This is a genomic window from Pseudomonas sp. H3_D04 (assembly GCF_054669175.1).
This window is the reverse complement of record NZ_CP162801.1, coordinates 1,671,343-1,695,335: the sequence shown is the minus strand read 5'-3', so window position 1 is coordinate 1,695,335 and position 23,993 is coordinate 1,671,343. Positions and strand designations below refer to the sequence as shown.

At 58.9% G+C, this 23,993-nt stretch carries 20 protein-coding genes; 11 read left to right on the top strand and 9 right to left on the bottom strand.

Annotated elements, in window-relative coordinates; translation table 11 throughout:
* Positions 1 to 247: 247 nt before the first annotated feature.
* Positions 248 to 1,261: an AraC family transcriptional regulator gene (locus tag AB4N91_RS07995; protein WP_460112275.1), complete on the bottom strand. Its 1,014-nt coding sequence runs from the start codon at positions 1,259 to 1,261 to the stop codon at positions 248 to 250.
* 165 nt (positions 1,262 to 1,426) lie between these two features.
* On the opposite strand from AB4N91_RS07995, the gene AB4N91_RS07990 reads away from it, so the two are divergent.
* The 3 genes from AB4N91_RS07990 (at position 1,427) to AB4N91_RS07980 (ending at position 3,427) form a co-directional block, all read left to right on the top strand.
* Positions 1,427 to 2,278: a 3-hydroxybutyryl-CoA dehydrogenase gene (locus AB4N91_RS07990; protein ID WP_077748132.1), complete on the top strand. Its 852-nt coding sequence runs from the start codon at positions 1,427 to 1,429 to the stop codon at positions 2,276 to 2,278.
* Positions 2,265 to 2,870, top strand: a complete 606-nt coding sequence (locus AB4N91_RS07985) for a TetR/AcrR family transcriptional regulator (protein ID WP_077748131.1) — start codon at positions 2,265 to 2,267, stop codon at positions 2,868 to 2,870. The genes AB4N91_RS07990 and AB4N91_RS07985 overlap by 14 nt, the downstream gene beginning before the upstream one ends.
* 143 nt (positions 2,871 to 3,013) lie before the next feature.
* Positions 3,014 to 3,427: a VOC family protein gene (locus AB4N91_RS07980; RefSeq protein WP_010455786.1), complete on the top strand. Its 414-nt coding sequence runs from the start codon at positions 3,014 to 3,016 to the stop codon at positions 3,425 to 3,427.
* Positions 3,428 to 3,483: 56 nt separating this feature from the next.
* Here AB4N91_RS07980 and AB4N91_RS07975 read toward each other — a convergent pair whose 3' ends face one another.
* Positions 3,484 to 4,710, bottom strand: coding sequence for an RtcB family protein (locus AB4N91_RS07975; RefSeq protein WP_077748153.1), 1,227 nt, complete (start codon positions 4,708 to 4,710; stop codon positions 3,484 to 3,486).
* A 596-nt stretch (positions 4,711 to 5,306) separates the two neighbouring features.
* Here AB4N91_RS07975 and AB4N91_RS07970 point away from each other — a divergent pair.
* From AB4N91_RS07970 to AB4N91_RS07960, 3 genes are all read left to right on the top strand, one after another.
* A complete protein-coding gene (locus tag AB4N91_RS07970; protein WP_077748130.1) occupies positions 5,307 to 5,507 on the top strand; it encodes a hypothetical protein in 201 nt (66 codons plus the stop codon).
* A 142-nt stretch (positions 5,508 to 5,649) separates the two neighbouring features.
* On the top strand, positions 5,650 to 6,357 hold the full coding sequence (locus tag AB4N91_RS07965) for a metallophosphoesterase (RefSeq protein WP_460112274.1): 708 nt from the start codon (positions 5,650 to 5,652) through the stop codon (positions 6,355 to 6,357).
* A gap of 88 nt (positions 6,358 to 6,445) precedes the next feature.
* Positions 6,446 to 6,721: a hypothetical protein gene (locus AB4N91_RS07960; RefSeq protein WP_010455793.1), complete on the top strand. Its 276-nt coding sequence runs from the start codon at positions 6,446 to 6,448 to the stop codon at positions 6,719 to 6,721.
* Between the two features lie 144 nt (positions 6,722 to 6,865).
* On the opposite strand, the gene AB4N91_RS07955 is transcribed toward AB4N91_RS07960, so the two are convergent.
* From AB4N91_RS07955 to AB4N91_RS07945, 3 genes are all read right to left on the bottom strand, one after another.
* The gene (locus tag AB4N91_RS07955; protein ID WP_010455795.1) at positions 6,866 to 7,246 is read right to left on the bottom strand and encodes a response regulator transcription factor; all 381 of its coding nucleotides are present in this window, start codon (positions 7,244 to 7,246) and stop codon (positions 6,866 to 6,868) included.
* Between the two features lie 104 nt (positions 7,247 to 7,350).
* Positions 7,351 to 8,274 (bottom strand): LysR family transcriptional regulator, encoded by a 924-nt coding sequence (locus AB4N91_RS07950; RefSeq protein WP_010455797.1) that lies wholly within the window; start codon positions 8,272 to 8,274, stop codon positions 7,351 to 7,353.
* Between the two features lie 31 nt (positions 8,275 to 8,305).
* Positions 8,306 to 9,370 (bottom strand): hypothetical protein, encoded by a 1,065-nt coding sequence (locus AB4N91_RS07945; protein WP_010455798.1) that lies wholly within the window; start codon positions 9,368 to 9,370, stop codon positions 8,306 to 8,308.
* Between the two features lie 375 nt (positions 9,371 to 9,745).
* Between AB4N91_RS07945 and AB4N91_RS07940 the strand changes: the two genes are divergently transcribed.
* Positions 9,746 to 10,729, top strand: coding sequence for a quinone oxidoreductase family protein (locus tag AB4N91_RS07940; protein WP_010455799.1), 984 nt, complete (start codon positions 9,746 to 9,748; stop codon positions 10,727 to 10,729).
* A 381-nt stretch (positions 10,730 to 11,110) separates the two neighbouring features.
* Positions 11,111 to 11,587: a phage infection protein gene (locus AB4N91_RS07935; protein ID WP_460112650.1), complete on the top strand. Its 477-nt coding sequence runs from the start codon at positions 11,111 to 11,113 to the stop codon at positions 11,585 to 11,587.
* 98 nt (positions 11,588 to 11,685) lie between these two features.
* On the opposite strand, the gene AB4N91_RS07930 is transcribed toward AB4N91_RS07935, so the two are convergent.
* On the bottom strand, positions 11,686 to 17,157 hold the full coding sequence (locus AB4N91_RS07930) for a trifunctional serine/threonine-protein kinase/ATP-binding protein/sensor histidine kinase (RefSeq protein ID WP_154912633.1): 5,472 nt from the start codon (positions 17,155 to 17,157) through the stop codon (positions 11,686 to 11,688).
* 267 nt (positions 17,158 to 17,424) lie between these two features.
* Here AB4N91_RS07930 and AB4N91_RS07925 point away from each other — a divergent pair, with 267 nt between their 5' ends.
* Both AB4N91_RS07925 and AB4N91_RS07920 read left to right on the top strand, forming a co-directional pair.
* Positions 17,425 to 17,817 carry a response regulator transcription factor gene (locus tag AB4N91_RS07925; protein WP_010455803.1) on the top strand — a complete coding sequence of 131 codons (393 nt, stop codon included), beginning with the start codon at positions 17,425 to 17,427 and terminating at the stop codon, positions 17,815 to 17,817.
* 112 nt (positions 17,818 to 17,929) lie between these two features.
* Positions 17,930 to 18,787, top strand: a complete 858-nt coding sequence (locus AB4N91_RS07920; RefSeq protein WP_154912632.1) for a hypothetical protein — start codon at positions 17,930 to 17,932, stop codon at positions 18,785 to 18,787.
* Positions 18,788 to 18,876: 89 nt separating this feature from the next.
* On the opposite strand, the gene AB4N91_RS07915 is transcribed toward AB4N91_RS07920, so the two are convergent.
* Complete coding sequence (locus AB4N91_RS07915; protein WP_460112273.1) at positions 18,877 to 20,061, bottom strand: patatin-like phospholipase family protein; 1,185 nt, start codon at positions 20,059 to 20,061, stop codon at positions 18,877 to 18,879.
* 388 nt (positions 20,062 to 20,449) lie between these two features.
* Here AB4N91_RS07915 and AB4N91_RS07910 point away from each other — a divergent pair, with 388 nt between their 5' ends.
* Positions 20,450 to 21,469 (top strand): GlxA family transcriptional regulator, encoded by a 1,020-nt coding sequence (locus AB4N91_RS07910; RefSeq protein WP_010455806.1) that lies wholly within the window; start codon positions 20,450 to 20,452, stop codon positions 21,467 to 21,469.
* Here the strand turns inward: AB4N91_RS07910 and AB4N91_RS07905 are convergent.
* Positions 21,461 to 22,906, bottom strand: a complete 1,446-nt coding sequence (locus AB4N91_RS07905) for a mechanosensitive ion channel family protein (protein ID WP_042932733.1) — start codon at positions 22,904 to 22,906, stop codon at positions 21,461 to 21,463. The two genes, AB4N91_RS07910 and AB4N91_RS07905, sit on opposite strands and share 9 nt — an antisense overlap.
* A 27-nt stretch (positions 22,907 to 22,933) precedes the next feature.
* Positions 22,934 to 23,896 (bottom strand): LysR family transcriptional regulator, encoded by a 963-nt coding sequence (locus AB4N91_RS07900; protein ID WP_049870754.1) that lies wholly within the window; start codon positions 23,894 to 23,896, stop codon positions 22,934 to 22,936.
* Positions 23,897 to 23,993 lie beyond the last annotated feature (97 nt).

Sequence of the window (23,993 nt, the reverse complement as noted above, 5' to 3'; positions counted from 1 at the left end):
CCGACTGATAGAGACATCGTGCGACTTGACTACAACGGGCGACTAAACCCGACCACTGATGAGCAGTGGCAGGGAAACGATAGAGTCCGGGGTCAAACCGCACAAGCCGGCGGATTCTGGCGCAGCCGTAGGCAACGGCGCAAGGTTTTGTAGCTTTCAGGACGTAACCTTGACGGGTTTTAAACAAGCCCCGTTTCATGGTTAAACAACCGAGTCAGATGGCTCACAAAATGCCCGTTCAAAACGCTCACTGGGAATCCTGAAACCGCGCCCGATACCGTCCAGGACTCTCCCCCGTCCACTTCTTGAACGCCCGATGAAACGCGCTCGGTTCCTGAAACCCCAGCTGCTCAGCAATGTCACTGATACTCGCCCGGCTCTCACGCAGCTGCTCAAACGCCACCCCGCGCCGCACTTCATCCTTGATCTCCTGATACGAACAGCCTTCCCGCTCCAGTTTGCGGCGGAAGGTGCTGGGGCTCAGGTGTTGTTCCAGGGCGAACGCCTGCAAGGTCGGCCATTGGCTGTAATGGCTGTTGCGCAGGCGCTGATGGACTTGTGATGCCAGGCCATGCTGGTTGCGGAAGCGGATCACCAGCCATTGCGGTGCCGTGCGCAGGAACACTTTCAGTGAAGCCAGGTCCTGGACCACCGGCAGGCGCAGGTAGTGGCTGGCGAATTCGATTTCGGTGCGTTCGGCGCCGAAGGTCAGGTTGGTGCCCCAGAGCAGTCGGTCGTCGCTGAGGGACACGCGCTCGTGGCGAAAGTCCGCGCGGTCGATCGGGATGCGCCGCCCGCCCAGCCAGCACAGCAGGCTGATCATCAACACCAGGAACGTCTCTTCACCGAAACGGCTGGCGTCTTCGTTTTGCGCGTGGCTGTCCAGGCTGATGATCGCGCGTTTGCCGCGCACCGTCAGGGTGCCGCGAAAGTCGCGCAGGAACAGCGCGAAGTTGGCCAGGCACTGGCGCATGGCTTTGTGCAGGTCGGGTTCCTGGATCAAGGCGCGGCAGATCAGCGCGAAGCTGCCGGGGGGCATGCCGTGGGAGTCGAGTCGGAAGAACTCATCGTTCAATTCGCGGATCTGAATCAGCCATAGCGCAGCAAACGCGCTCGCCGGCACGCGGGCGGTCGGCTGCTCGATCAATGCCGGGTCGATGCCCGCCTCTTCCAGCGCAGCTCGCGAACGCTGCGGATTGTCCCCCTGCCCATGGATCATCGCCTGCACGAAGTAGGCCGCCACTGAGTCCTTTTCCCGCATTTGAACGCTTCTCTCCCCATCGCCCGACTGGCAAAAAACACCAGCACCGTTGAACAGTTGCGGCATAGGACAACCGCCCTGCCGGTTCTAGACTCGCGGCCAATAGTACGCCTTCGGCCGTTACGTCGGCCAAGGTATCGCAGGGTTTGATCGGAAGGACGGAACATGAATCTGCAAAACATCGGCGTGATCGGCGCGGGCACCATGGGCAACGGCATTGCGCAAGTCTGCGCAGTGGCCGGCTTCAACGTGACCTTGATCGACATCTCCGAGAGCGCGCTGCAAAAAGCCCTGGCCACCGTTGGCAAAAACCTCGACCGGCAGATTGCCAAGGAAACCCTGACCGAAGCGCAAAAGCTCGACGCCCTCGCCAGGATCCGCACCAGCACCGATTACAGCAGCCTGCACAACGTGCAGCTGGTGATCGAAGCCGCCACCGAAAACCTCGACCTGAAACTGCGCGTGCTGCAACAGATCGTCGCGCAGGTCAGCGCCGAGTGCGTGATTGCCTCCAACACCTCGTCGCTGTCGATTACTCAACTGGCCGCCAGCGTCAGCCAGCCTGAGCGTTTCATCGGCCTGCACTTCTTCAACCCGGTGCCGGTGATGGGCCTGATCGAAGTGATTCGCGGCCTGCAAACCAGCGACGCGACCCACGCCCTGGCGTTGGACATGGCCACCACCCTCGGCAAAACCGCGATCACCGCCGGCAACCGTCCGGGGTTCGTGGTCAACCGGATTCTGGTGCCGATGATCAACGAAGCGATTCTGGTGTTCCAGGAAGGCCTGGCCAGCGCCGACGACATCGACGCCGGCATGCGCCTGGGCTGCAACCAGCCGATCGGTCCGCTGGCGTTGGCCGACCTGATCGGCCTGGACACCGTGCTGGCCATTCTCGAAGCCTTCTACGACGGCTTCAACGACAGCAAATACCGCCCCGCTCCGCTGCTCAAGGAAATGGTCGCCGCCGGCTACCTGGGACGCAAGACAGGACGTGGCTTCCATGCCTATGCCTGAGCGTTGCTCGCGCTTCGCCGAGTACCGGGACATCGTGCTGGAGTTGTTCGCCAGCAAGGGGTTCGGGCAGGTCGGCATGCGTGAGCTGGCAACGTGCCTGGGGCTGTCCCCGGGCTCGTTGTATCACCATTACCCGAGCAAGCAGCACTTGCTGCTCGACCTGATCGAGGAGTTCTACGAAGAACTGCTGTCGACCCTGGGGCGCATCGACCAAAAAGGCTCGGCGAAACGCGACAAACTGCCCAACCTGATCCGCGCGCATTTGAATCTGCACCGGGAAATGCCGTGGCATTTTCGCCTGGCGGAGCGCGACAGCGGCTGCCTGAACGCCGAGCAGCAAGCGCGTGTTCGACAGTTGCGCGAGCAATACGAGCGCACGCTATTGAAGATGCTCGGCGCCCCGTCCCGCCTCGGCGAACAGGGTTTGATCGCCGCCGGACACGCCATCGCCAACTTGCTCAACAGCGCCCCCGGCTGGCTGGCACATCATCCGCTGGAGGAAGCGCAGCGCGATGAGTTGCTGGAAAGCCTGGTGATCGGCGCCGTCGAGCGTCTGCTGCGCCCATCGCCCGCCACGCGTGCGGCGGCCTGAGTGTTCAAGCAATAAGCCTCGCTTCTTCCATAGAAAAAACGTCTAAACAAACCCGGCACGATTCCACGTCTAACGCTTTGCTACTTGGAGTCCATTCAAAGGCCAATGTGGGTCTCCAGACCCACGGTTACCGGGAGCAAAACATGAAAATCAATCCCTACCTCATCTTCAACGGCGACTGCAAAGCCGCCTTCACCTTCTATGAGCAAGCCCTGCCAGGCCAGATCGAAATGATGATGACCTTCGGCGAAAGCCCGGCGCGCGAACACTTCCCCGCAGACTTGCACAACCTGATCATCCATACCCGTCTGGCCGTGGGTGATCAGGCGATCATGGGTTCGGACACCACACCGGATCGCCCCACGGATGACATGAGCGGTTGCTCGGTCTCGCTGAACGTCGACAGCATTGCCGAAGCGCAACGTGTGTTCGACGCGTTATCAGAAGACGGCAAGGTGCAAATGCCACTGGAAGAGACTTTCTGGGCGGCACGCTTCGGAATGCTGGTGGACCGGTTCGGTGTGTCGTGGATGGTGAATTGCGAAAAGGATCAGTGACGAGTTCCAGACATCCAACAGCCCGATCAGGAAAGGTTGGGCTGGCGCAGTAGCGCCTATCCCTTCACGCACACCACCTGACGCAAGGTGTGCAGCACTTCCACCAGTTCGCGCTGGGCGTGCATGACGTGGTCGATGTTTTTGTAGGCCATGGGGATTTCATCGATCACCGATGCATCTTTGCGGCACTCGACGTGGGCGGTGGCGCGGACCTGATCTTCGACGGTGAACAGGCTTTTCGCTTTGGTGCGGCTCATGACGCGGCCGGCGCCGTGGCTGCAGGAACAGAACGATTGCTCGTTGCCGAGCCCGCGAACGATGAAACTTTTCGCGCCCATCGAGCCTGGGATGATCCCCAACTCGCCCTTCTGCGCCGACACCGCGCCCTTGCGGGTGACCAGAATATCCTGGCCAAAGTGCCGTTCTTTCTGCACATAGTTGTGGTGGCAGTTGACCGCTTCCAGAGCGACTTCGAACGGCTTGCTGATCACTTTACGTGTGGCCTGAATCACCGCGTGCATCATCAAGGCCCGGTTCTGTCTGGCGAAATCCTGGGCCCAACCGACGGCTTCGACGTAATCATCAAAATGCCGGCTGCCTTCTTCGAAATAGGCCAGATCACGGTCCGGCAGGTTGGCGAGGTGCTGGCGCATGTCGGCCTGAGCCAGTTGAATGAACAGGTTGCCGATGGCGTTGCCAACCCCGCGTGAACCGCTGTGCAGCATGAACCAGACGCGGTTGGTTTCATCCAGGCACACCTCGATGAAGTGGTTACCGCTGCCCAGCGTGCCCAAGTGCCCGCGATTGTTGGTGTTGGCGAGCTTCGGGTATTTGTCGGTGATCGCCTTGAACCGCGGGTTCAGTGCGGCCCAAGCCTGATCGGCCTGTTTCGGAACGCTATCCCAAGCCCCTTTGTCCCGCACGCCACGCCCGACTGTGCGGCCATGGGGCACGGCTTTTTCGATTGCGCAGCGCAATCCATGCAGGTTATCCGGCAAGTCAGCGGCGGTCAGCGATGTGCGCGCGGCGATCATGCCGCAGCCAATGTCCACGCCGACAGCGGCGGGAATGATCGCACCCACCGTCGGAATCACACTGCCAATCGTCGAGCCTTTGCCCAGGTGCACGTCAGGCATCACCGCCAGGTGCTTGAAGATGAACGGCATCTTTGCGGTGTTGATCAATTGTTGCCTGGCTTCGTTTTCGACCGGGACGCCTTCGGTCCAGAGCTTGATCGGTTTGCCGTGGGCGACTTCCAGCAGTTGGTAGGTAGGTGCTTGCATGTTTTCGAACAAGTGGCGCCTCGGCCCCTTGAGTTCCTTGGTTATTTCCTGGTTTCCAGGATCTTGTCAGCGAGCGCTTAGGCCCGCTTGATCGACAGGTTGCGTGGGCACCGTCTGATGAAAGAAGCGCCTCTATCTTACGCCCGAATATTCCCCTGAAAACCTCAACGTGATCACAGAACCAGTGGGAGCGTGGCTTGCCCGCGAAGAACGATGACACGCAATACCTGAAAAACCGCGGTGGTGCTTCGCGGGCAAGCCTCGCTCCCACTGGATTTTCGTCGCTTGTGGACTTAACGGCATCCGCCGAGGCCGCAGATGTTGAATGTCGAACGCGCTCTTCAGAGCTTGGCGATGGAGACCTCGGTGGATTTGACGAAGGCAATCACCTCGCTGCCCACGCGTTTAAACCGTCGCGCTGAAGCCGACAACCCAGCAGCACGACAACCATTCGTCGCCTATGAAAACCTGGCGCACAACAGGCGGCCCTCTCTGGCTTAGGGATTGCACAAGCCGTCTTGGCAGCCCCGGAACGACGTAATTCTGACGCGGCGGCCCTCTAATCAATGCTTGGTCAGTCCCCCCGGAGATGTAACGTGTCAACTCTCAATGAAATCGCAGCGAACCACGCGAGAATGGCTATGGCAAAGGCGCAAGAGTCGACCGGACTGAGTGAGCGACATCTTCAAATCGTCGGCAGCGTCGAAATCCGCACCAGCGATGAACAACCGCACGTTCCACTGCACTTCATCACCGTGACGCCGGAAAACCACCTCGCCCAGGCGGCTGGCTACTAACGCCGTCCCCTGACGATAGAACCCGGCGCAATGGCCGGGTTTTTCTGTTAATCAACCCAAGCCCTTGCCCACGATTGGCGCCGACGCGCCTAAACTCAACTGACAACGAACTCGCCCTGCGATTGGAGGATGAGGCACTGTCATGTTTGAAATCTCAGCGGTGGCGCGGGTGAAGCGCTTCGCCGCAAACACGGCCGGCCGAGATTTCGCAGTTGGCGACATCCATGGCCACTTCACTCGGCTGCAGGCTGCGCTGGATGCCGCCAGGTTCACCCCTTCGGTCGATCGCCTGTTCAGTGTTGGCGATCTGATTGACCGCGGGCCCGAATGCCGCGCCGCGCTCGATTGCCTGGACAAGCCGTGGTTCCACGCCGTGTGCGGCAACCATGATGACTACGTGGTTCACTTCGATACCTGTGCCGTCGATAGCTGGATCTTCAACGGCGGCTTATGGTTCACGCACCTGTCGCTGCCCGAACAGAAAACATTCGCCGCGACGTTCGCCGAGTTGCCAATCGCAATCGAAGTCGAAACCGCCCAGGGCCTGATCGGCATCGTGCACGCCGATTGTCCGTTTCCATCATGGGCTCAACTGCGAAACGAACTGCAATCGCCCAAGAGCAGCCAGCGCCTGATGCAAGTCCAGAACCGCTGCCTATGGTCCCGCAGCCGCCTCGAACAGCGGGAAACACAGGGCGTTGCGGGCCTGCGTGCGCTGGTGGTCGGGCATAGTCCCATTCCCGTGCCCGTCAGGCTTGGCAATGTGATTCATATCGACACGGCGGGATGGAGGCCGGCGGAGGGCTATTTCACCCTGCTGAATCTCGAAACGCTTGAGCCGGCGCCTTGAGCATCCTGTACCGCTCGTCCTGACCTCGGCACGTTCACCTTCCATGCTTTTCCAATGGGTACATCCACTCGCACAGCAGGTGCAAACGATGAACAGCAAAATTGCTCCTCTCATGCTCGCCGGACTTGTCTCGATCTGCCCGCTCTACTCGCTCGCAACCGAGAAAACCACGGAAGACGCCACCCTCCCACCCAGCGCACTTCCCGGGCTCAACCAAGGCGAGTCGAATGCAGAAAAGGCTGACAAAAAGGGCGAGGAAGCATCGGGTTCCAATTCCGGCGCGGAATCGCATGAGATAGAAAAAGACGCCGCTGGTTCGAGTGGTTCAGGGAATGAAGGAGCCAAGTCGAAGCCGCAACAGTAAGCCTGCAGGCGAGTGGTGCACGGGCGTGAGTACGATAAAGGGCATCCCCCACGGCGCGAACTCATCCCGGCACTGACGGTGATTGCCCCAAAACCCGTCACTTTTTGTGGCGGGCTTTTTTGCGTACGGCGCGTCGGATCGACGTTAGTCAGCCTTTTTTATATTGAGGACGTCGTGCACATGAGCCATCAGTTGCTCACCATTGAAGGGCTTCCTGAAATAACCCCGCGCACCCAATTCCCGCGCCCTGATTTCCGTACTCTCTCCCACGCTGGCAGTGATGAAGATGACCGGGAAACGCATCGCACGCGCTTGCAGTGCTTCAACCAATTGAATGCCGTTCATGCCGGGCATCCGGATATCCGAAATAAGGCACGCCGTTAAATCCAGCGCCTTGCAAGCCAGAAACTCTTCGGCACATGAAAAAGTACGACAGGCATACCCCATCGACCTCACCAGGCTGTCCAGTGAGGTACGAACAGTGTCGTCGTCATCAACGATCGAAATGATTGGAATGTTTGACAATTAATTCAACCTTGAAGTGATGCGAGCTAATCGATAAAGCGCCTCTTTTTCTTGAACACGCTCGTTCTGACGGGTGGCGTTGAAACCTGCATCGCTCATGGCCCTCAATGCCTGAATGGTTTCTCTGCCCCCCCTTCATGCTGCTTTAAAAAATCAATGAACACGCGCAGCTTTGGCGGCATGGCGCTGCGGCTGAAATAGTAAAGTGACAAACTGCGCCTGGGGCTCCAGTCCTCCAGCACCCTGACCAGGCGGCCATTGGCAAGGTAGTCCTGAACATAGCGGTCATACACATAGACAAAACCACAGCCATCAAGCGCAGCGCCGAGCAAGGTCATCCCGTCGTTGCTGGAAATGCGCCCTCTTGTCTCGATCTCGACATCCTGCCCCTCGCATGAAAACGTCCACCGCTCGCAGGCACCGGTCACGGCGCTGTTGTAGCGGACGCAATCATGGTCCAGAAGTTCTGCCGGAACCTTCGGTATGCCGTGAGCGTTGACATAGGCGGGCGATGCCACCACAGCCATCTGGATATCGGCGCCCAAAGGAACGGTCACCATGTCCTGTTCCAGCATTTTGTTCACTCTTATGCCGGCATCGAAACCGTCATTGACGATATCGACCACACGACTTTCGATGGCGATATCCAGATTGATGTCTGGATAGGCCGCCAGGAACCTGGGCACCAACGGTTCCAGAAACATCACATAGGCGCTGCGTGACATGGTCAACCGCAGCGTACCTGAAGGGTTCGCCGCGACCTCAGCCAAATCTGAAAAGGCGCTTTTCAGCTCAAGCACCAGCGGCGCAACCTTTCGATAGAACACTTCACCGGCCTCGGTCAGGCCCACGCTGCGCGTCGTTCGGTTGAACAGTCGAACGCCGGCCCGTTTTTCCAACTGGCGGATGGCGTGACTGATCGCTGATTTGCTCACGCCCATCATGACCGCTGCCGCGGTAAAACCGCGCGAATCAGCCACGCAAACGAAGACTGTCAGCAGCTCGAATCCATCCGTATCGATTGTCAAAGCGGGTTCACCTGATAGTCAGAACAGCGCGTCAGGACAGTCGCAGCCCCGTGATGCCTAACATGATCGACAGGCTGGTCAGCACGCCGATAACGGCGCCACTCCACCAACAGATATTGGCTTTAGACAGGGAAACGCCGTGCGCCAGCATCACCACCCTGAGCCCTGAAAACAGGTGAGCAATGATAAAGAACACGCCAATTGCATAATGCGGCAGCAAACGAATGCCCCAAGGGTCATGAATCATTCCCACCGGATCACCGGACGCAAAGTCCCAGCCCGTTTCAATTCCGGCGTAGGTTCTTGCAAATACAAACACGGCGTTGAGGTGGCCCAGGATGAAGATGGACAGGAACACCCCGGAGCCCACTTGGAAAATACGATAGTTGTCGCCACCGACCGAGCTCCAGTTCCAGGCAAGGCGCAGGCCGCTGACCACCTGAAACAGCAGAGCAACGACCAGGATCGGTTCGACAAAGGATGAACGATAAACGGTGCGTCCCAGCTCCATGACCTTCGCGTGAACGTCCGGTCCGGCCAGGCCGAACAAATGATTGAACAAGTGAAAGACCACGAACAACAACACGATCACCCCGGCAATGCCGTGGGCCACTCGCAGTGCCGGCATGGAACGAATGGGCTTGATTGGCTGCTCGTTCTTGCCACCGTCTCTACTGAGATAAACTCCCAGCCCTATCCAGGACGCCGCCCAGAACCACTCATCCGGCACTGGGCTGCCCAACATGATCAGATTGACACCGACAAAACAGTACAGCGTCGGCGCGCACATGATGAAGAGTGCCAAGCGTCTTGCTCTGAGCTGTGCTGCCGCGTTCTGTTGACGCGTAATGCGTTGGCACGCCAAGGCAAACCCCATGGCCGGCACCGCGAAAACGGCCACCATCAAGGCAATGGCCAGAAGCATGGAACCCAGCGGCATCGTCGAGCCCGGTTCAACCGACATGACCTGCGCGTGGAAGGCATTCAGGAAATAAGGGTATACGGCGGTCACCAGCACAGGCACCCAGATAGCCCATTTATGCGGCGCGTTTTGTACCGCCCTTTCGTAAGGGCTGACTGCCCACTTATCGACCATCCAACAACCCTCGAAAATAAGATAGTTATCGCAAGGATTGTAAAAGCCTATTCGCCCTGTGATATTCCAAGCAGAATGCCAGAGAAACGAAAAAACTAATGACTAACTAAGTATAGTCACACTATATGAAGGTATTAATCCTCAGAAAAAAACACACTTACTCTAGCGACTCACAAGTACTGACACACCCGTAAATCCATTCAACCGACGATTGTCCAATTTCATTACACAGTCTGTGCACTGTCAGGATGATTGTCGCCTCAGCGCCAAGCCCTATAATTCGTTTGCCCCTATTGGCTACTTACAAATACCTGACTCCCTGAGTTGGCTGCTCACTCGAGCAGACACACACTCGCAATCATCAAGGAATCCAACATGACTCATCGTGCAAGAGCAGCTCGCATCCATGCTTACGGTCCGCCTGAAGTACTGGTATTTGAAAACATCGAAGTAGCGGAGCCCGGCCCCACTCAGGTATTGATCCGCAACACGGTCATCGGTTTGAATTTCGTCGAGGTTTATTACCGACGCGGGACATTTCCAGTGCCTGCATTCCCAGCCATTCTCGGTAATGAAGCGGTGGGTATCGTCGAGGCCGTCGGCGTCGATGTCGTGGGTATCAAGGTTGGAGACCGGGTCGTTTATTCGGACGATGTGCATGGCGCCTATTCAACGCTGTGCCTTTATCCCGCCGATCGCGTGGCAATCGTTCCGGATGACATCAGCGACAAACAAGCAGCGTCCAGCTTCCTGAAGGGCCTGACCGCACGTTACCTGCTCAAGGAAACCGTCAACCTCAAGGCGGGCGATACCGTGCTTTATCATGCCGCGGCAGGCGGCGTCGGGCAGTTGTTCACCCAGTGGGCAAAGGCGCTCGGTATACGGGTGATCGGTACGGTGTCTTCGGATGAAAAGATGGCTATTGCTTTAGCGGCAGGCTGTTCGCATGTCATCAACTACCGCACGGAAAACTTCGCCCATCGCGTCATGGAGCTCACCAATAATGTCGGCGTGAAAGCCGTATTCGACTCCGTGGGCAAGGACACTTTTGTCGACTCGTTGTCGGTGCTGCAGCCGAGGGGAACGCTTGTGGTATTTGGCAAGGCCTCCGGCAACCCTCCGTTGATCAACCCGTTCGACCTCGCACCGCGTTCGCTGAACCTGACCTGGCCGGTATTGCCCGTGTACGTGGCAACAGCCGAACAGTTGGCGGTCGCGGCGCAAGACCTGTTTAACGCAATTACGACGGGAATAATCAATGTTGAGCCTGGGCGGGTTTATCCATTCGATCAACTAGTAGACGCCCACAGAGACCTTGAAGAACGCCGCACTACCGGTGCTACTGTTTTAATCGTTTGAACGACTCAAGTACGCTCATCCCGCCACAGGCCATACCAAGGGATGAGCAACTTATACGAAGATGCCTGCGCAGAGACCGTAGGCATAAGTGACGTCTCTGTTCATTCCTTTACTATTTGAATGGCTCTAACGAAACCAGCTTTTCACACGTTACCCGTTCAACTACATAAATAGCGCCTCGCAAACTTAAGGTTATTTATGAATTGAGCCTACTGACTAATCAGGGTGAATATAATGAAAACTTCCGAATTGGGTCTGGCCATCGCCTTTCTTGCCGCGACGGGTTTGATCGCTACCCAAGCTATCGCCTCCGAAGGGTACGCCGAACAAAATATTGCCGTCGGCCGGGAAAATAATGCACCGGATGATCGTGACCCACCGGTGCAACAACATCGCGCCAGATCGGCGCCAACTCGTGTCGCCGAAGGCGGATCGGATCGCCTGATCGAGCGCCGCAGTGTTGCCGAAGGCGGATCGGATCGTCTGATCGAGCGCCGCAGTGTTGCCGAAGGCGGATCGGATCGTCTGATCGAGCGTCGCAGTGTTGCCGAAGGCGGATCGGATCGTCTGATCGAGCGCCGCAGTGTTGCCGAAGGTGGATCGGATCGCCTGATCGAGCGTCGCAGGGTTGCCGAAGGCGGATCGGATCGCCTGATCGAGCGCCGCAGTGTTGCCGAAGGTGGATCGGATCGCCTGATCGAGCGCCGCAGTGTTGCCGAAGGTGGATCGGATCGCCTGATCGAGCGTCGCAGGGTTGCCGAAGGCGGATCGGATCGCCTGATCGAGCGCCGTGTTGCCGATGTTGGCAATGCATACAACGGCGGGATGGATATCAATGCCCACTTTTCCATGGACTGACAGCTGTCGCGGGGGCGAGGACTCATTTCGCCGCTACGGTTACGCCCAGAAGCGTAAACATTCCGGGCGTAACACGGCGAATGCGAGCGGTGTCAGGTTCAATCCGTCGCAACAGGCAGCGTGAATTGGACCGTGGCCCCGCAAGGTTGATGAGCGCTTGCCCACAACCGGCCACCATGGGCCTCGATGATCGAGCGACAGATCGACAAGCCCATCCCCAGACCCGCAGGTTTGGTGGTGTAAAACGAGGTGAAGATCCGCTCAGCGGTTTCTGCCTCAAACCCGGGGCCCGAATCGCTGACGCTGATCAGCAAGTAGCCTGAGTCGCCCTCACCTGCGCTGATCAACAGTCGACGTTCGCCTTCAGGGTTGCTACTCATGGCTTCCAACGCATTCATGATCAAGTTGAGCAGAACCTGTTGCAGCTCGACCCGATCCCCCTCAATGGATGGCAACCCGTCCATGAGTCGAGTGTCCAACAACACCCCGTTTTTCATCATCTGGCCCCGGGTGAACTCGATCATTTCGCCGACTGCCGAATGAATATCGACTGGCCCCTTGGGCTGCGGCGCCTTGCGAATATGACCGCGGATTCGTCCCAGCACATCAGCCGCGCGATTGGCATCCTTGATGAGGCTGTCGAGTACCTGACGAACCTCGACGAGTTCAGGGGGCTGGGCGTTGAGCCAGCGTTTCGCCGCATTGGCGTTAAGGATGGCGGCGGCAATGGGTTGATTGACTTCATGAGCGATGGACGCCACCAACTGGCCCATGGTCGCCACGCGGTTTGCATGGGCCAACTCCGTCTGAACCTCGCGATATCGACGTTCGCTGTCACGGATTTTTTCTTCCGCCTCCTTGCGCTCGGTGAGATCCAGCACAAAAGCGACCCCTTCCGTGCTGCCAGGTTCGATCATGGCCAGGCCCACGATAACCGGCAGGCGACTGCCGTCCTTTTTGAAGTATTCCTTTTCGAAAGGCTGGGCATGTCCGGTTTGCACCGCCATCACCATCGAGCGTTCGCTGTTGTCGCGAAACTCCGGGACCGTCAGGTCACGCCAACTCAAAAGGCCCTTGTCCAGATCCTCCCGGGCGTAACCCAGCATGCTGAGAAAAGCGTCATTGGTTTCCAGAATGTCGCCGTCGGCGTTCCACACGACGATCCCGATAATGTTGGCATCAACGAGGCGCCGGATCTTCGCTTCGCGCTCCCCGACCTCGCGGTACAGACGGGCGTTTTCCAGTGAAATGGCCGCCTGCGACGCCACCAGTTTGAGAATCGCGACGCGGTCCGGACTGAACACCCGCACGCTCAGATTGTTTTCGAGGTAGAGCGCGCCGACCAGATTGGCCTGGTTCATCAACGGCAAGCACAGAACAGAACGGGTGCGATGCTGACGAATATAAGCGTCTGCGGCGAAGGGCGACTGCGTCACGGCATCGTCCAGAAACACACTCTCCCGGGTGCGCATGACATGGTTCAACACGGATTCGGGCATCAGTTCCATGCTGACCGGCGCATCGCGCAGTTGCGCAGCGCTGTCACCGGCGGTCACCTGCGCGGCGATGCGGTACTCGGCGCCCTTGCACAGAATCAACAGGCCGCGCTCGGCACCCGCCAATTCAATCGCCGTGCGCATCACCGTATCAATCAGTTTCTCCAGCACGATTTCACTCGACACGGCCTGCGACACCTTGAGAACGGTGGCGAGGTCAAGGTGCTCGACCGGGGTGGCCATGGTCGTTATCGCGCCAGGCGCGTGTTCTTCAGTCCTGAGCGACGGATACTTGGCTTCAAGCTGACGCACCTTGCCATCGCTGCCCCAGCGCAAGTAGCCATACCGGGCATCCTGCAAATAGACACGGGCAATCTTGCCAAGACCGCGGGCCGCGTAGAAGCGTGAGGCAAGTTCGTTGGCCAACGCTTCGATGTGGATGAAACCGCTTTCCTGCGCCGTTTTGATCGCCTGCTCGTACAGCAGCTCGGCCTCAATGAGGCGCCCTTGCAGACGGGCGATTTCGGCACCGACCAGTGCGGCCCGGCTCGCGAAATTCTCAGGACATTGCTGCTCCCACGTCTGCAGCTGCGCATGGTCGGCCTGCATGGCGAGCAGGTTCTGCGCACGTTGCTCACCCGAAACGCCATCACACGAGGCGGCCCGGGCCAGCGCGTCGTAGAAGTGATACTCGGCTTCCTCGAAAAACGAGTAGGACGTCCAGAGCAACTGCCGCGCCTTGGCGGAAGCGGACATTGCCGCCTCGATTTCGTCGGCCATGTAGTGCGCTTGCAGTTTACGAACCCAGTACCAACAAGCGGCCAATGCCAGGTCCGGACTGCTGGACAGATGGGCTTCGGTCTCGCGTTCCTCGAACTGTCCGTCGTCGAAGCAACCGAAGGCAGGCGTCAGGCCTCGGAGCATTCGGATCAGGGCAAGCTGCGTCACCATGAAATCAATGACCAGACCAAAACGGACTTTCCTCGCGTACGCCAGCCCCCGTTCGGCTTCGGCCTGGAGCTCGGGAAGCGAATCCCCGGCGAACAGTGAATCGGAGGTGAGGCAATTGCCTGCATAAGCGCCGTATGGAAGGTCGCCTATGCGGTTCGCCGCGACAAAGGCCCGATGCAGCAGGTCGCGACATTGCTCTACGGGTTTCATCCAGCGGACGGCAAAACTCGAGAAGCATAAATAGGTGCTGGCCTCGAATCGCTTAAGGCCGCGTTGCTCCACAAGATCACAGCCGAGTTGCCCAAACCGGAACCCCGCCTGGTAGTCACCGAAGCGCCTTCCGGCCACTCTGAAGACGTTGGCATAAAGCACACATGAGGCGTCGCAGTTACCCCGTTCGAGGCTGAGACTGACCGCTTTGCAAATCAGCAGGCAAGCCAGGTTCGCGTCCGTCTGCAAGGCGGGTGCAAAGAGCTTGCCCAGTGTGTTGACGGTCATCAGTGACGCCGCATCGTCCATCAACGGCAGGTCGATGAGTTCCTCGATCTGTCGGCTGCCCAGCAACGACCAGATGTGGTCATATTCTTCGCGCACTTCATCGTCGCTCGGATGGGCAGACCACTCGATGCCCACATGCCGCAGGTAAGCGAGGCAGACCGCCACGGCGCCGTCGCTGCGGTCCAGAAGCAAGTAGACGTCCATCTGCAAGCAAGCGACATTGGCTCGTTCGACCGTCGTCGTCGCGTGTGCCGACAGTGTCGTCAGGCGAGTGTCCGCGACGGCCAGTTGCCCGGTCAGGAACTCGCACTCGGCCCGGTTCAACTCCATTTCAAAGCGCAACGTGTGGCGCCGCACCCAACACTCCTCGTCCAGCAACTGGACGCCGGTGGTGAGGTAGTTGAGCGCTGACGCATAGGCGCTAGATGCCTTCGCGCGCTGGCCGGCGATCAGGTTGAACTCGGCCAGTTGTTCCTTTTCACTGGTGTCGGTGAGCAGTGCCGCGCCTTGATTGAGTTGACCCACGATGTCAAAGATCGCCTCATCCAACACTGACACCGGCGTTTGTGCGGCCAGTAACCGCCCTATTCGCAGGTGCGTGTGGGGGCGCAGTTCGACGGGGATCAGCGAATACGCCGCCTCATGGATGCGGTCGTGGACGAAACCGAACGCCCCGTCCAGGCGCTCGACCAGTTCCAGTCGGATCGCCTCCCACATCACCGCACGCAACTGTGACTTCGACAGGCCCAGTGCCAGGGAAAGCGTAGCGATTGCAGCGACGTTGCCCAGGCACGCCAGATGCTGCAGCGCCCGCTGTGTCTCGGCAGGCAGTCGGGCGAGTTTAGCGACCATCAGGTCTACAACGTTGTCTGTGTAGCCCATGGCGTGGATGCGATTGGGGTCCCAGCACCAGCGGCGTGCGCCATGATCGAAGGTCAGCAACTGCGCTTCGGCGAGTGCCTGCAGAAACTGAATCACGAAAAAAGGATTGCCGGCGGTCTTGTCCTCGATCAGCTGCGCCAAAGGTTCGACTCGCACGATCTCTTCGTGAAGGGTCTCGGCAATCAACTGCTCAATGTGGGTCCTGGCGAGCGGTGCCAGCATGATCTCATGGACCCGGCCCCCAGCCTTGCGGATGGACTTGAGCTTGGTCGTCAGTGGATGCGTGACATCCACCTCATTGCTGCGATAAGCCCCAACCAGCAACAGATGTCGCATGTCGGCGCTGGTGAGCAGATCCTCCAACAGGTCGAGCGTGGCGACGTCGAGCCATTGCAGATCATCAAGAAACAATGCCAGCGGATGTTCGGCCCGGGCGAAAACGCCGATGAAGTTGCGGAACACCACCAGGAAACGCCGTTGCGCCTGTTGCGGATCGAGTGTGGGGACCGGTGGCGGTTCGCCGATGACCAGTTTCAGCTCCGGGATGAGATCGGTCATGAGCCGTGCATTGGCCTCCAGTGCCTTATGCAACTTCTCACGCCAGTCCGCCAGTTCGGCGTCACTCTTGCCCAATAGCGTGCGCACCAGGCTTTGAAAGGCCTGCACCAACGTTGCGTAGGGAACATCACGGCGATACTGATCGAACTTGCCGGACACGAAAATTCCGCGTGGCGGCACTAACACTTTGTGCAGTTCGTTGACCACCGAAGACTTGCCGATGCCCGAATACCCGGTGACCAACACCAGTTCCGGCGCGCCGTTGGCAACGATCCGACCGAATGCGGCAATCAGTGTGTCGACCTCTTGCTCGCGACCGTACAGTTTTTCGGGGATCAGCAGGCGTTCCGAGGTGCCATGCTCGCTCAACGCGAAGGCGTTGATGGTGCCCAGGCGCTCCCAATCCGCCAGGCACTGGCGCAAATCATGTTCCACGCTGGACGCGGTCTGATAGCGCTCCTCGGCGGTCTTGGCGAGCAGCTTCATGACGATATCGGAGATCACTGGCGGTATGGTTTCAACGCGCAAACCAGGCGCCACCGGTTTTTTGGCGATATGGCAATGCACCCATTCCATCGGATCGGTCGCCGTGAATGGCAGCGAGCCGGTCAACATCTGGTAAAGCGTGATGCCAAAGGAATACAGGTCGCTGCGCGAATCGATCGAGCGATTCATCCGGCCGGTCTGCTCCGGCGCCATGTAAGCGAGTGTTCCCGCCATGGTTTCGGGCGCCTGCCGCTCGCGCGGTAACCGCGAGGTCAACCCGAATCCGGTCAGGCGCGCTTGCCCGTCGGCACAGTTCACCAGGATATGGCTGGGCTTGATGTCTTTGTGAACAAGCCCGCGCTGATGGAGCTTGCCCAACGCCACCGCAATGCTGATGGCGTGCTGCAAGAACGGCGACGTTTGCATGGGTGCGGCAAGCAGCTGCACCAGCGGTTCACCGCCGACATCCTCAAGCACCAAGTGCATCTGGCCAGCTTCGCGCACCAGTTCGAGGGGCCTGAGCGCCCAACTCTCGTCCAGTTCGTCCTTCAGGCCGAACTCATGCACGATGCGGCCCAGGCAGGCTGGATGCGGTTGCTCCGCTGCCGCTCGCGCCAGGAGAACCGTGCGATCACTGCCGCCCTGGCAGCGTCGCTCCCGACTGAACGTGCGCTCACCATCGTCCCACAGTATTTGCATTCTGGAATCCATTAGAGTTGGACATGCCGCAGTATGGCCTGCTGCTTTAATCTGTCGACTGATCGTCCAATGAATTCCAGTTGCCGGCACCATCGCACGGACGTGGCTTCCGGGGCTGCCAAGGGTCTGAGTACTGCGCAAGATGGCACTGAACGGCGGCTGCGGCATCAACACCTAAAGGTTAGTCAGTCATACATAGGTATACTTTCCCCCCCATCTGGACTGCGTATCTTGTAGTGACGACAAGTGCTGTCACGAGAAAACCCAATGACGCAAACCACTGCCATCCGTACGACAGCAATTATTGCGATTGTCGACGATGACGACTCCGTACGGAGTGCCCTGCAAAGCCTGTTAAGGTCCGGCGGTTATCAGACCCGAACCTACAGCAGCGCCTTGGCGTTTCTCGACGCAAACGTGTCGGCTGAAACCCATTGCCTGGTGTCCGATATTCAAATGCCGGGAATGAGCGGTGTCGAGATGTGTGAGCGGCTGGTCTCGATGGGCTTTCACATCCCCACGATTCTCATTACCGCCTACCCTGGTGCGGCGCCCGCCCTGAGTGCCCACAATCCAGAGCTGATCGCCTGCCTGTCCAAACCCTGTGACGCCGACAGACTGCTGAGCTGCATCGAAGCCGCCCTGCTCCAGCGGCATTGAGGGCCGACTAAACCTATGGATGATGGTGACGCTGTCCGAAAGATGATGTATTCACGGACAACGCATCTTCCATTCCTGCCTGACGCCGCGACTCACTCGCCAAGGAAGACCAATGTTAATCGGTTCCACCGCATCGAAAAGTGCGATGTCTGCCTACACGACTGCCGTCGACACTCAATCCGCCACTGAAGCTCAGCAGCGCATGGCCCAGGACGAGGCGCCACCGGTCAAAGCGAAAGAGGCCGATTCGGTAAGTCTCTCCAGCACCTCTACCGACTACAGCAAATCGATCGCAGGCAATGCGCCGTATTTCCCCGTGCGCGAAGGCATGAATGCCGATGCCCTGGTGTTAGGCGCCTCCAAGCCGGGCGCGGTCTCGAGTTCGAAGGACAAGACGTTTGAGCAAGTGGCCACCGATGCTCGCAAGCGCATGGATGAGAAATACGCCCAGATGAACGCCAGCGGCAAACCGTACACCGGCAGCGATGAGGACCGTAATGGCCTGATGGGTGATCTGGATCGTCGTTCGCTGAATGCAGTGGCCACCAATGAAGGCGGGATTTTCACGGCGCAGGAACAGGCCTCGGCACAAGCCTTGATGCGTCAGCAGGGGCGGCTTGCCACCGGCTATTACAGTGGCCCGGCGGACCAACAGCAAAACTGGAAAGATCCGTTTGCCAACGACCCTTTTGGTCGCGCCCGGGCGGCACTGGATTTTATGAATAACATGAGCCCGGAAGAAAAGGCCACGCCCGAATGGCTGTCACAACGCCTGTCTCTGGAAGCCGCCTTGAACCTGGGTCACAACACTGGCGCAGACCCAGTGGACAAGAAAAGCGGACACTTTCACAACCTGGCTGAAATTCTGGCGGGGGTGGTGACCGAGCCGGATACCCGGCAATCCAGCCAAGCCAAATACGGCGATCCCTCCGCGCAGATCTTGAAGAAACTCCAATCGCTGATCGCCTGAGCCAGAGATAACGAAAACGCCGCCTCATCGGGCGGCGTTCTCATTTATCGGACAAAGTCCCCAACCATTGATCTTATGAGCTTCGATGCTCAGGGCACGCTTTCAGCCAGAGGGGCGTCGCTGAGGCCTTGTGTCAGGTCGGTATAACGGGCGACACCCAAGTCGAACAGACCGGCCATGCGCGCGGCCTCGAAATCCAGTGGATCTGTATCCAGATCGGATGGCAGCGCCGCATACCGGAGCTGTACGTGATGGCGATGGGCAAACGCCGTGGCCATCGCAACGTGCATGCGCAGGTTGGCGCGACTCAGCGAGTCGAACGAACGCCCCATGATAGCGACGGCACCGCCACTCAATTGATTGTTACGGGGCGCCATCGGCGCGTTGATGATGATGAAAATCTTGCCCGGCATCAGGCTCGGCTGATTGATCTGCCACTGCACCAACGCTTCCGGCAACAGCAGGAAAGGCACATTGACTCCGCCATCGGCATGGATCTCCGAGGTATTACCATCAGCAATCGGTATCGGCGGAAAAATCCCCGGGACGCTGGCTGAAGCGGTCATGATCGTGCGAAACAGCGCCAGCGCCTGGTGTTCGTTTCCGGGTTCTTGAGCGGACAGCGCAATGGCCCCCATGTCCCAGATGTGCGTTTCCTGGGTATCGAGGTTGGTGGTCGCCACCAGCAGACGGCGACCCAGACGGTGCTGATCCGCCACGGCGTGCAACAACGCCGCACTGGTGTAGTGCTCAATGATCGCTGCAAGCGGTTCACCACTGTAAAGCGAGGGTCGCGCCAGCATGCCCAGGCCGCGCTCGGTCAATTGCGTCGCACCGACATTGCGGTAACCCCGAATCAGGCGCGGGTCCCAGTATTTCCCGGCAAAGGCCAGTGGCGCGATCAACGCACCGGTGCTGACGCCGGTCACGAGATCGAAATCAGGGCGGGTGCCACTGCGACTCCAGCCCACCAGAACCCCAGCGCCAAACGCGCCATTGGCCCCCCCGGAGATCGCCAGCGCAGTGATGCTCGTTCTCCCGGCCTTTTTGCGATCCGCCTCCCAGGCTTGCATGAACGCCATGGATTGCTGCGCGTTATCGGCCACAAAACGGAAGCGATTCAACGACGCGAATTCGCGAGTCGGCTGCGGGGTGGAAACCGTATCAATCATCGGGCGGCGGAGCGAGCCGCAGCCGCTCAACATCAATTCGAAAGTGATCATGATCACCAGCAACGGCTGGCGAAATTTCAGGCGTAGTGACTGATCGACCATGACAACGGATCTCTTGGCGAATGCTGGGGAAATTCAGGGAGAGCGCCCTGGTGAAGACAGCGCTCTACATAACAAACGTCAGTTTTTGCCAACCCTGAAAAGAAACAGCCAGACAGGTTTTGGGCGATATCTTTTTAGTTCTTAGTCGCTTAGTGAATTCGGTTACGAATCGTCGACTAACAGGAAATATTATCGATTGGCGCCGTTATTCGATATGACATATAACCCTGAATTACGGCCAGGAAAACGGGGCCTGCTCCTGCGTATAACCATTCGCAGATTGAGTGATCGCGAAAACTTGACAGGTTTTCAATACCGGCTTATTTCAATCGCGCCAGTCAAACCCCTTCATCGCCAATAACAGCGATAACCGAGTCTCGACGCAGCCATGAATTCCATTGTTCACGACACCGCCCCGCTCCATGAATCACTCTCTCAGCCGCGCAGCCTGGTGTTCCTGGCGTACCCCCAGATGGGCTTGCTTGACCTGACCGGCGCACAAACCGTGTTCTGGGCCGCCTCCAAAGCCATGGCCGAACGCGGTCTGCCAGGCTACTCGCTGCACACGGCAAGCCACGACGGTGGATTGATCGCTACCGCCGAAGGCCTATCGGTCCACACCACAGCCCTGCATTCACTCAACGGGATGGCGATCGATACGCTGATCGTGCCCGGAGCGCCGAACATCCGTCAGGCCATGATTGACAGCGTCGACCTGGTGAATTGGTTGCGCGAGGCGTCGGTCAAGGCCAAACGCACGGCCTCGGTGTGCAGCGGCACATTTCTGCTCGCCCAGGCAGGGCTACTTGAAGGCCTGCGGGCCGCCACGCACTGGGCAATGTGCGACATGCTCAAGAGCGGTTTCCCGACGATTGATGTCGACATCGATGCGATTTTTGTCCAGCAAGGAACTGTCTGGACATCGGCCGGGGTCACCACCGGCATCGACATGGCGCTGGCGTTGGTCGAGGCCGATTGCGGTCGTGAGGTCGCGTTGCAGGTGGCTCGGGAACTGGTGGTATTTCTCAAGCGCCCCGGTGGTCAGGCGCAGTTCAGCCAACTGCTGCAATCTCAAACGGACGACAGCGCCGGCTTCGACGATTTGCACCTGTGGATCAGCGCGAACCTCAGCGATGCCAGCCTGACGGTTGAAGCACTGGCTCGACAAGCCCAGATGAGTCCGCGCAACTTCTCCCGCGTCTACAAACGCAAGGTGGGACGGACACCGGCGAAGGCACTTGAGCTGTTTCGCATGGAAGCTGCACGGCGGATGCTCGAAGACTCTCAGCGCAACATCGACCAGATCGCGCAGTTGTGCGGTTTCGGCGATGAGGAGCGCATGCGCTACACCTTCCACCGCCACCTCTCGATTTCGCCTCGGGAATACCGCAGCCGCTTCTCACGCTGACGGCAGGCGTTTTTTCTGCAGCCAGCCGAGTAAGCCGCTGCGCTTGATGTGCGGCGTTTTTTTCGCAACCACCGACTCACGAATCTCCTCGCGCTGGTGCTGCAAATTATCCAGCGCGAGCTGCAGATCACTGTGGTGTTCCAATTGCGAGCCGAGCATGGCCTTCTCGATACGGAACAGACGCCCGCTGGTGAGGCTGCGAAATTCCGCTCTTGAGCGTCCTTGCGCGAGGATGCCCTCCTCGCCCATGACTTCGCCCGGGCCCAGGCGTCCGGCTTCGATGAAACGCTCGCCATCATGGATCGACGCTGAGATCACGCCGGTACTGATGAGCATGAGGCAGTCGGCGATTTCTTCGAACGCAAGAATCACTTGATCGGCCTGATAGTCCACGGCCGTCATGTGGTCGGCGAGTCGGTCACGGTCTTCCATGCTCAACGACCGGAACACTCTCACGTCTTCCAGCAAGCGTCGTGGCCGGCTCCATGCCTGAACGGCCGGTTCTGAAAGCCACGTCACCCCCGCCGCTTCGAGGTGCCGATGCGCGAGGTCGAACATCAGGTTGCGCACTTCGGTCTTGTGCGAAATCGATTCGATAAAGCCTTTGAGTTCGTATTCGTTGTATTCCAGGTGTGAGCTTTTCACCGACACTTTCGGCTTGAATCCGGGGAGCAAGGCGCGGGTGCCCTGCAAGGCTTTTTCCAGCGCGTCCATGGCCCGCCGTGGGCGCACATGACTGGGAATCGCGATGATCACAACGACCCCGTGCACATTGCCGGGACGGCTGAAATTGAGGATTTTGGTTTTCGCCGCCAGTGAGTTGGGCACGACGGCCATACTGCCCAGATCGGTCAGCAGGTGGGTGGAACGCCAGTCAATTTCCACCACTTTGCCTTCAATGCCGTCGATGGAAATCCAGTCGTCCAGGTCGTATGGCTTGGTGGTGTTGAGCACAATGCCGGAAAACACATCACTCAAGGTGCTCTGCAACGCAAGGCCGACAATGATCGCCATCGCCCCGGAAGTCGCCAGCAACCCTTTGACCGGCAACTGCAAGACATACGCCGCAGCGCCGACGATGGCGATCAGGAAAACGCCAGCCCCCATCACGTCATGCAACAAGCGTGCGGTGTGCCCTTCGCGCGAGGTCAGGCCATTGCCCAGAACCACCGTCAACGTCCTGGCCGCAAACAGCCACCAGGCGATGCCCAGAACGGTCGCCGCCAGATTCAGAATGGCGTCGTCAGGCCACAGCGGTGGCTGCAACGGGCTGATGCCGGCTGCCATCAATACCCAAGAGAACGCCACAAACAACACCATTCGTGAACAGATCCGCAACACAGGTTGGGTGGCGTCCAGGCAGTGCCACAGTGACAAGTCCAGCAGCATCAGGACGGCACCGATAATCAGCGGGTGTTCTTGCAAGAACATGAGCATTATTTCTTCCCGGAAGTCTGGATCGTCTCAGGCAACGGCGTAAGTGAAGGCCTCGGCCGACGCCGGGCGGCAGAGCGTTCCATCCTGCTCAGCCAGAAACGCGCTGCAGCGCGAGCGCAACCAGCGTTCGGCGGGGTCGTTGTGCGTCGCTCCGCGCCAGACCATTGAAAGTTCCTGCTGCGGCAGTTCGAGCGGCGCTACTTCGGCCCTCAGGCCACCGATCAAGGCCATGGACCGGGCAATGTAGTCCGGGACGATGGCAATCATGTCGCTGTTGGCCAAGAGCACCGGCAACGCGCTGAATTGCGGCACGGTCAACACGACCTTGCGATGACGGCCCAGGTGACTCAGCGCGCTGTCCGCGTCTTCAATGACATTGCCCATCGACGACACCACGGCATGTGGGCGTCGGCAGAATTCGTCCAACCCCAATTCACCGGCCTGCGAATCGGCGCGCAACAGCATCGGGCGAATCGAGCGCAGCGTTTTGCGCCGGGCATTGGCCGGCAGCTCAAGGGTGTGACTGATGCCCAGGGAGATGTCCCCTGAAGTCAACAGCTGCGGCATCTGCCAGTGATCCGCTCGGCGCACCACCAGCGTCATGTTCGGCGCCTCTGTCCGCAGGCGGCGCAGCAGCGTCGGCAGCAGCGCGTATTCGACATCATCCGAGAGACCGACATGAAAGGTTGCTTCGCTGGTCGCCGGATCGAAGGCCTGGCAACGACTCAGGGCCGCCGCAATGCCGTCCAGTGCTGGCGCAAGGTTGGAAAAGATCTCTTCCGCACGGGAGGTAGGCTCCATGACCCGACCGGACCGGATGAACAGCGGGTCGTCAAACATCAAGCGCAAACGCCCCAGGGCGCTGCTGATGGTGGGCTGGCCCAGAAACAGCTTCTCGCCGACACGACTGACATTTCGTTCGTGCATCATCGACTCGAAAACCACCAGCAGATTGATGTCAGCACGACGCAGGTCATTTCTGTTCATCATGGAAACCGCCCGACCATCAGGTCATTGAGGTTAAAGGATGCGGTGTCACCTCGCCCCTTCAAGCAATCCGGAGCAGCGATGCGCGGTGTATGAACAG

Coding starts and splice junctions, on each gene's coding strand:
- AB4N91_RS07965 (WP_460112274.1), top strand. CDS start 5,650: ATGTTTGAAATCTCAGCGGTGGCGCGGGTGAAGCGCTTCGCCGCAAAC.
- AB4N91_RS07945 (WP_010455798.1), bottom strand. CDS start 9,370: ATGGTCGATAAGTGGGCAGTCAGCCCTTACGAAAGGGCGGTACAAAAC.
- AB4N91_RS07960 (WP_010455793.1), top strand. CDS start 6,446: ATGAACAGCAAAATTGCTCCTCTCATGCTCGCCGGACTTGTCTCGATC.
- AB4N91_RS07910 (WP_010455806.1), top strand. CDS start 20,450: ATGAATTCCATTGTTCACGACACCGCCCCGCTCCATGAATCACTCTCT.
- AB4N91_RS07995 (WP_460112275.1), bottom strand. CDS start 1,261: ATGCGGGAAAAGGACTCAGTGGCGGCCTACTTCGTGCAGGCGATGATC.
- AB4N91_RS07980 (WP_010455786.1), top strand. CDS start 3,014: ATGAAAATCAATCCCTACCTCATCTTCAACGGCGACTGCAAAGCCGCC.
- AB4N91_RS07940 (WP_010455799.1), top strand. CDS start 9,746: ATGACTCATCGTGCAAGAGCAGCTCGCATCCATGCTTACGGTCCGCCT.
- AB4N91_RS07930 (WP_154912633.1), bottom strand. CDS start 17,157: ATGCAAATACTGTGGGACGATGGTGAGCGCACGTTCAGTCGGGAGCGA.
- AB4N91_RS07925 (WP_010455803.1), top strand. CDS start 17,425: ATGACGCAAACCACTGCCATCCGTACGACAGCAATTATTGCGATTGTC.
- AB4N91_RS07920 (WP_154912632.1), top strand. CDS start 17,930: ATGTTAATCGGTTCCACCGCATCGAAAAGTGCGATGTCTGCCTACACG.
- AB4N91_RS07900 (WP_049870754.1), bottom strand. CDS start 23,896: ATGATGAACAGAAATGACCTGCGTCGTGCTGACATCAATCTGCTGGTG.
- AB4N91_RS07915 (WP_460112273.1), bottom strand. CDS start 20,061: ATGGTCGATCAGTCACTACGCCTGAAATTTCGCCAGCCGTTGCTGGTG.
- AB4N91_RS07975 (WP_077748153.1), bottom strand. CDS start 4,710: ATGCAAGCACCTACCTACCAACTGCTGGAAGTCGCCCACGGCAAACCG.
- AB4N91_RS07990 (WP_077748132.1), top strand. CDS start 1,427: ATGAATCTGCAAAACATCGGCGTGATCGGCGCGGGCACCATGGGCAAC.
- AB4N91_RS07985 (WP_077748131.1), top strand. CDS start 2,265: ATGCCTATGCCTGAGCGTTGCTCGCGCTTCGCCGAGTACCGGGACATC.
- AB4N91_RS07905 (WP_042932733.1), bottom strand. CDS start 22,906: ATGCTCATGTTCTTGCAAGAACACCCGCTGATTATCGGTGCCGTCCTG.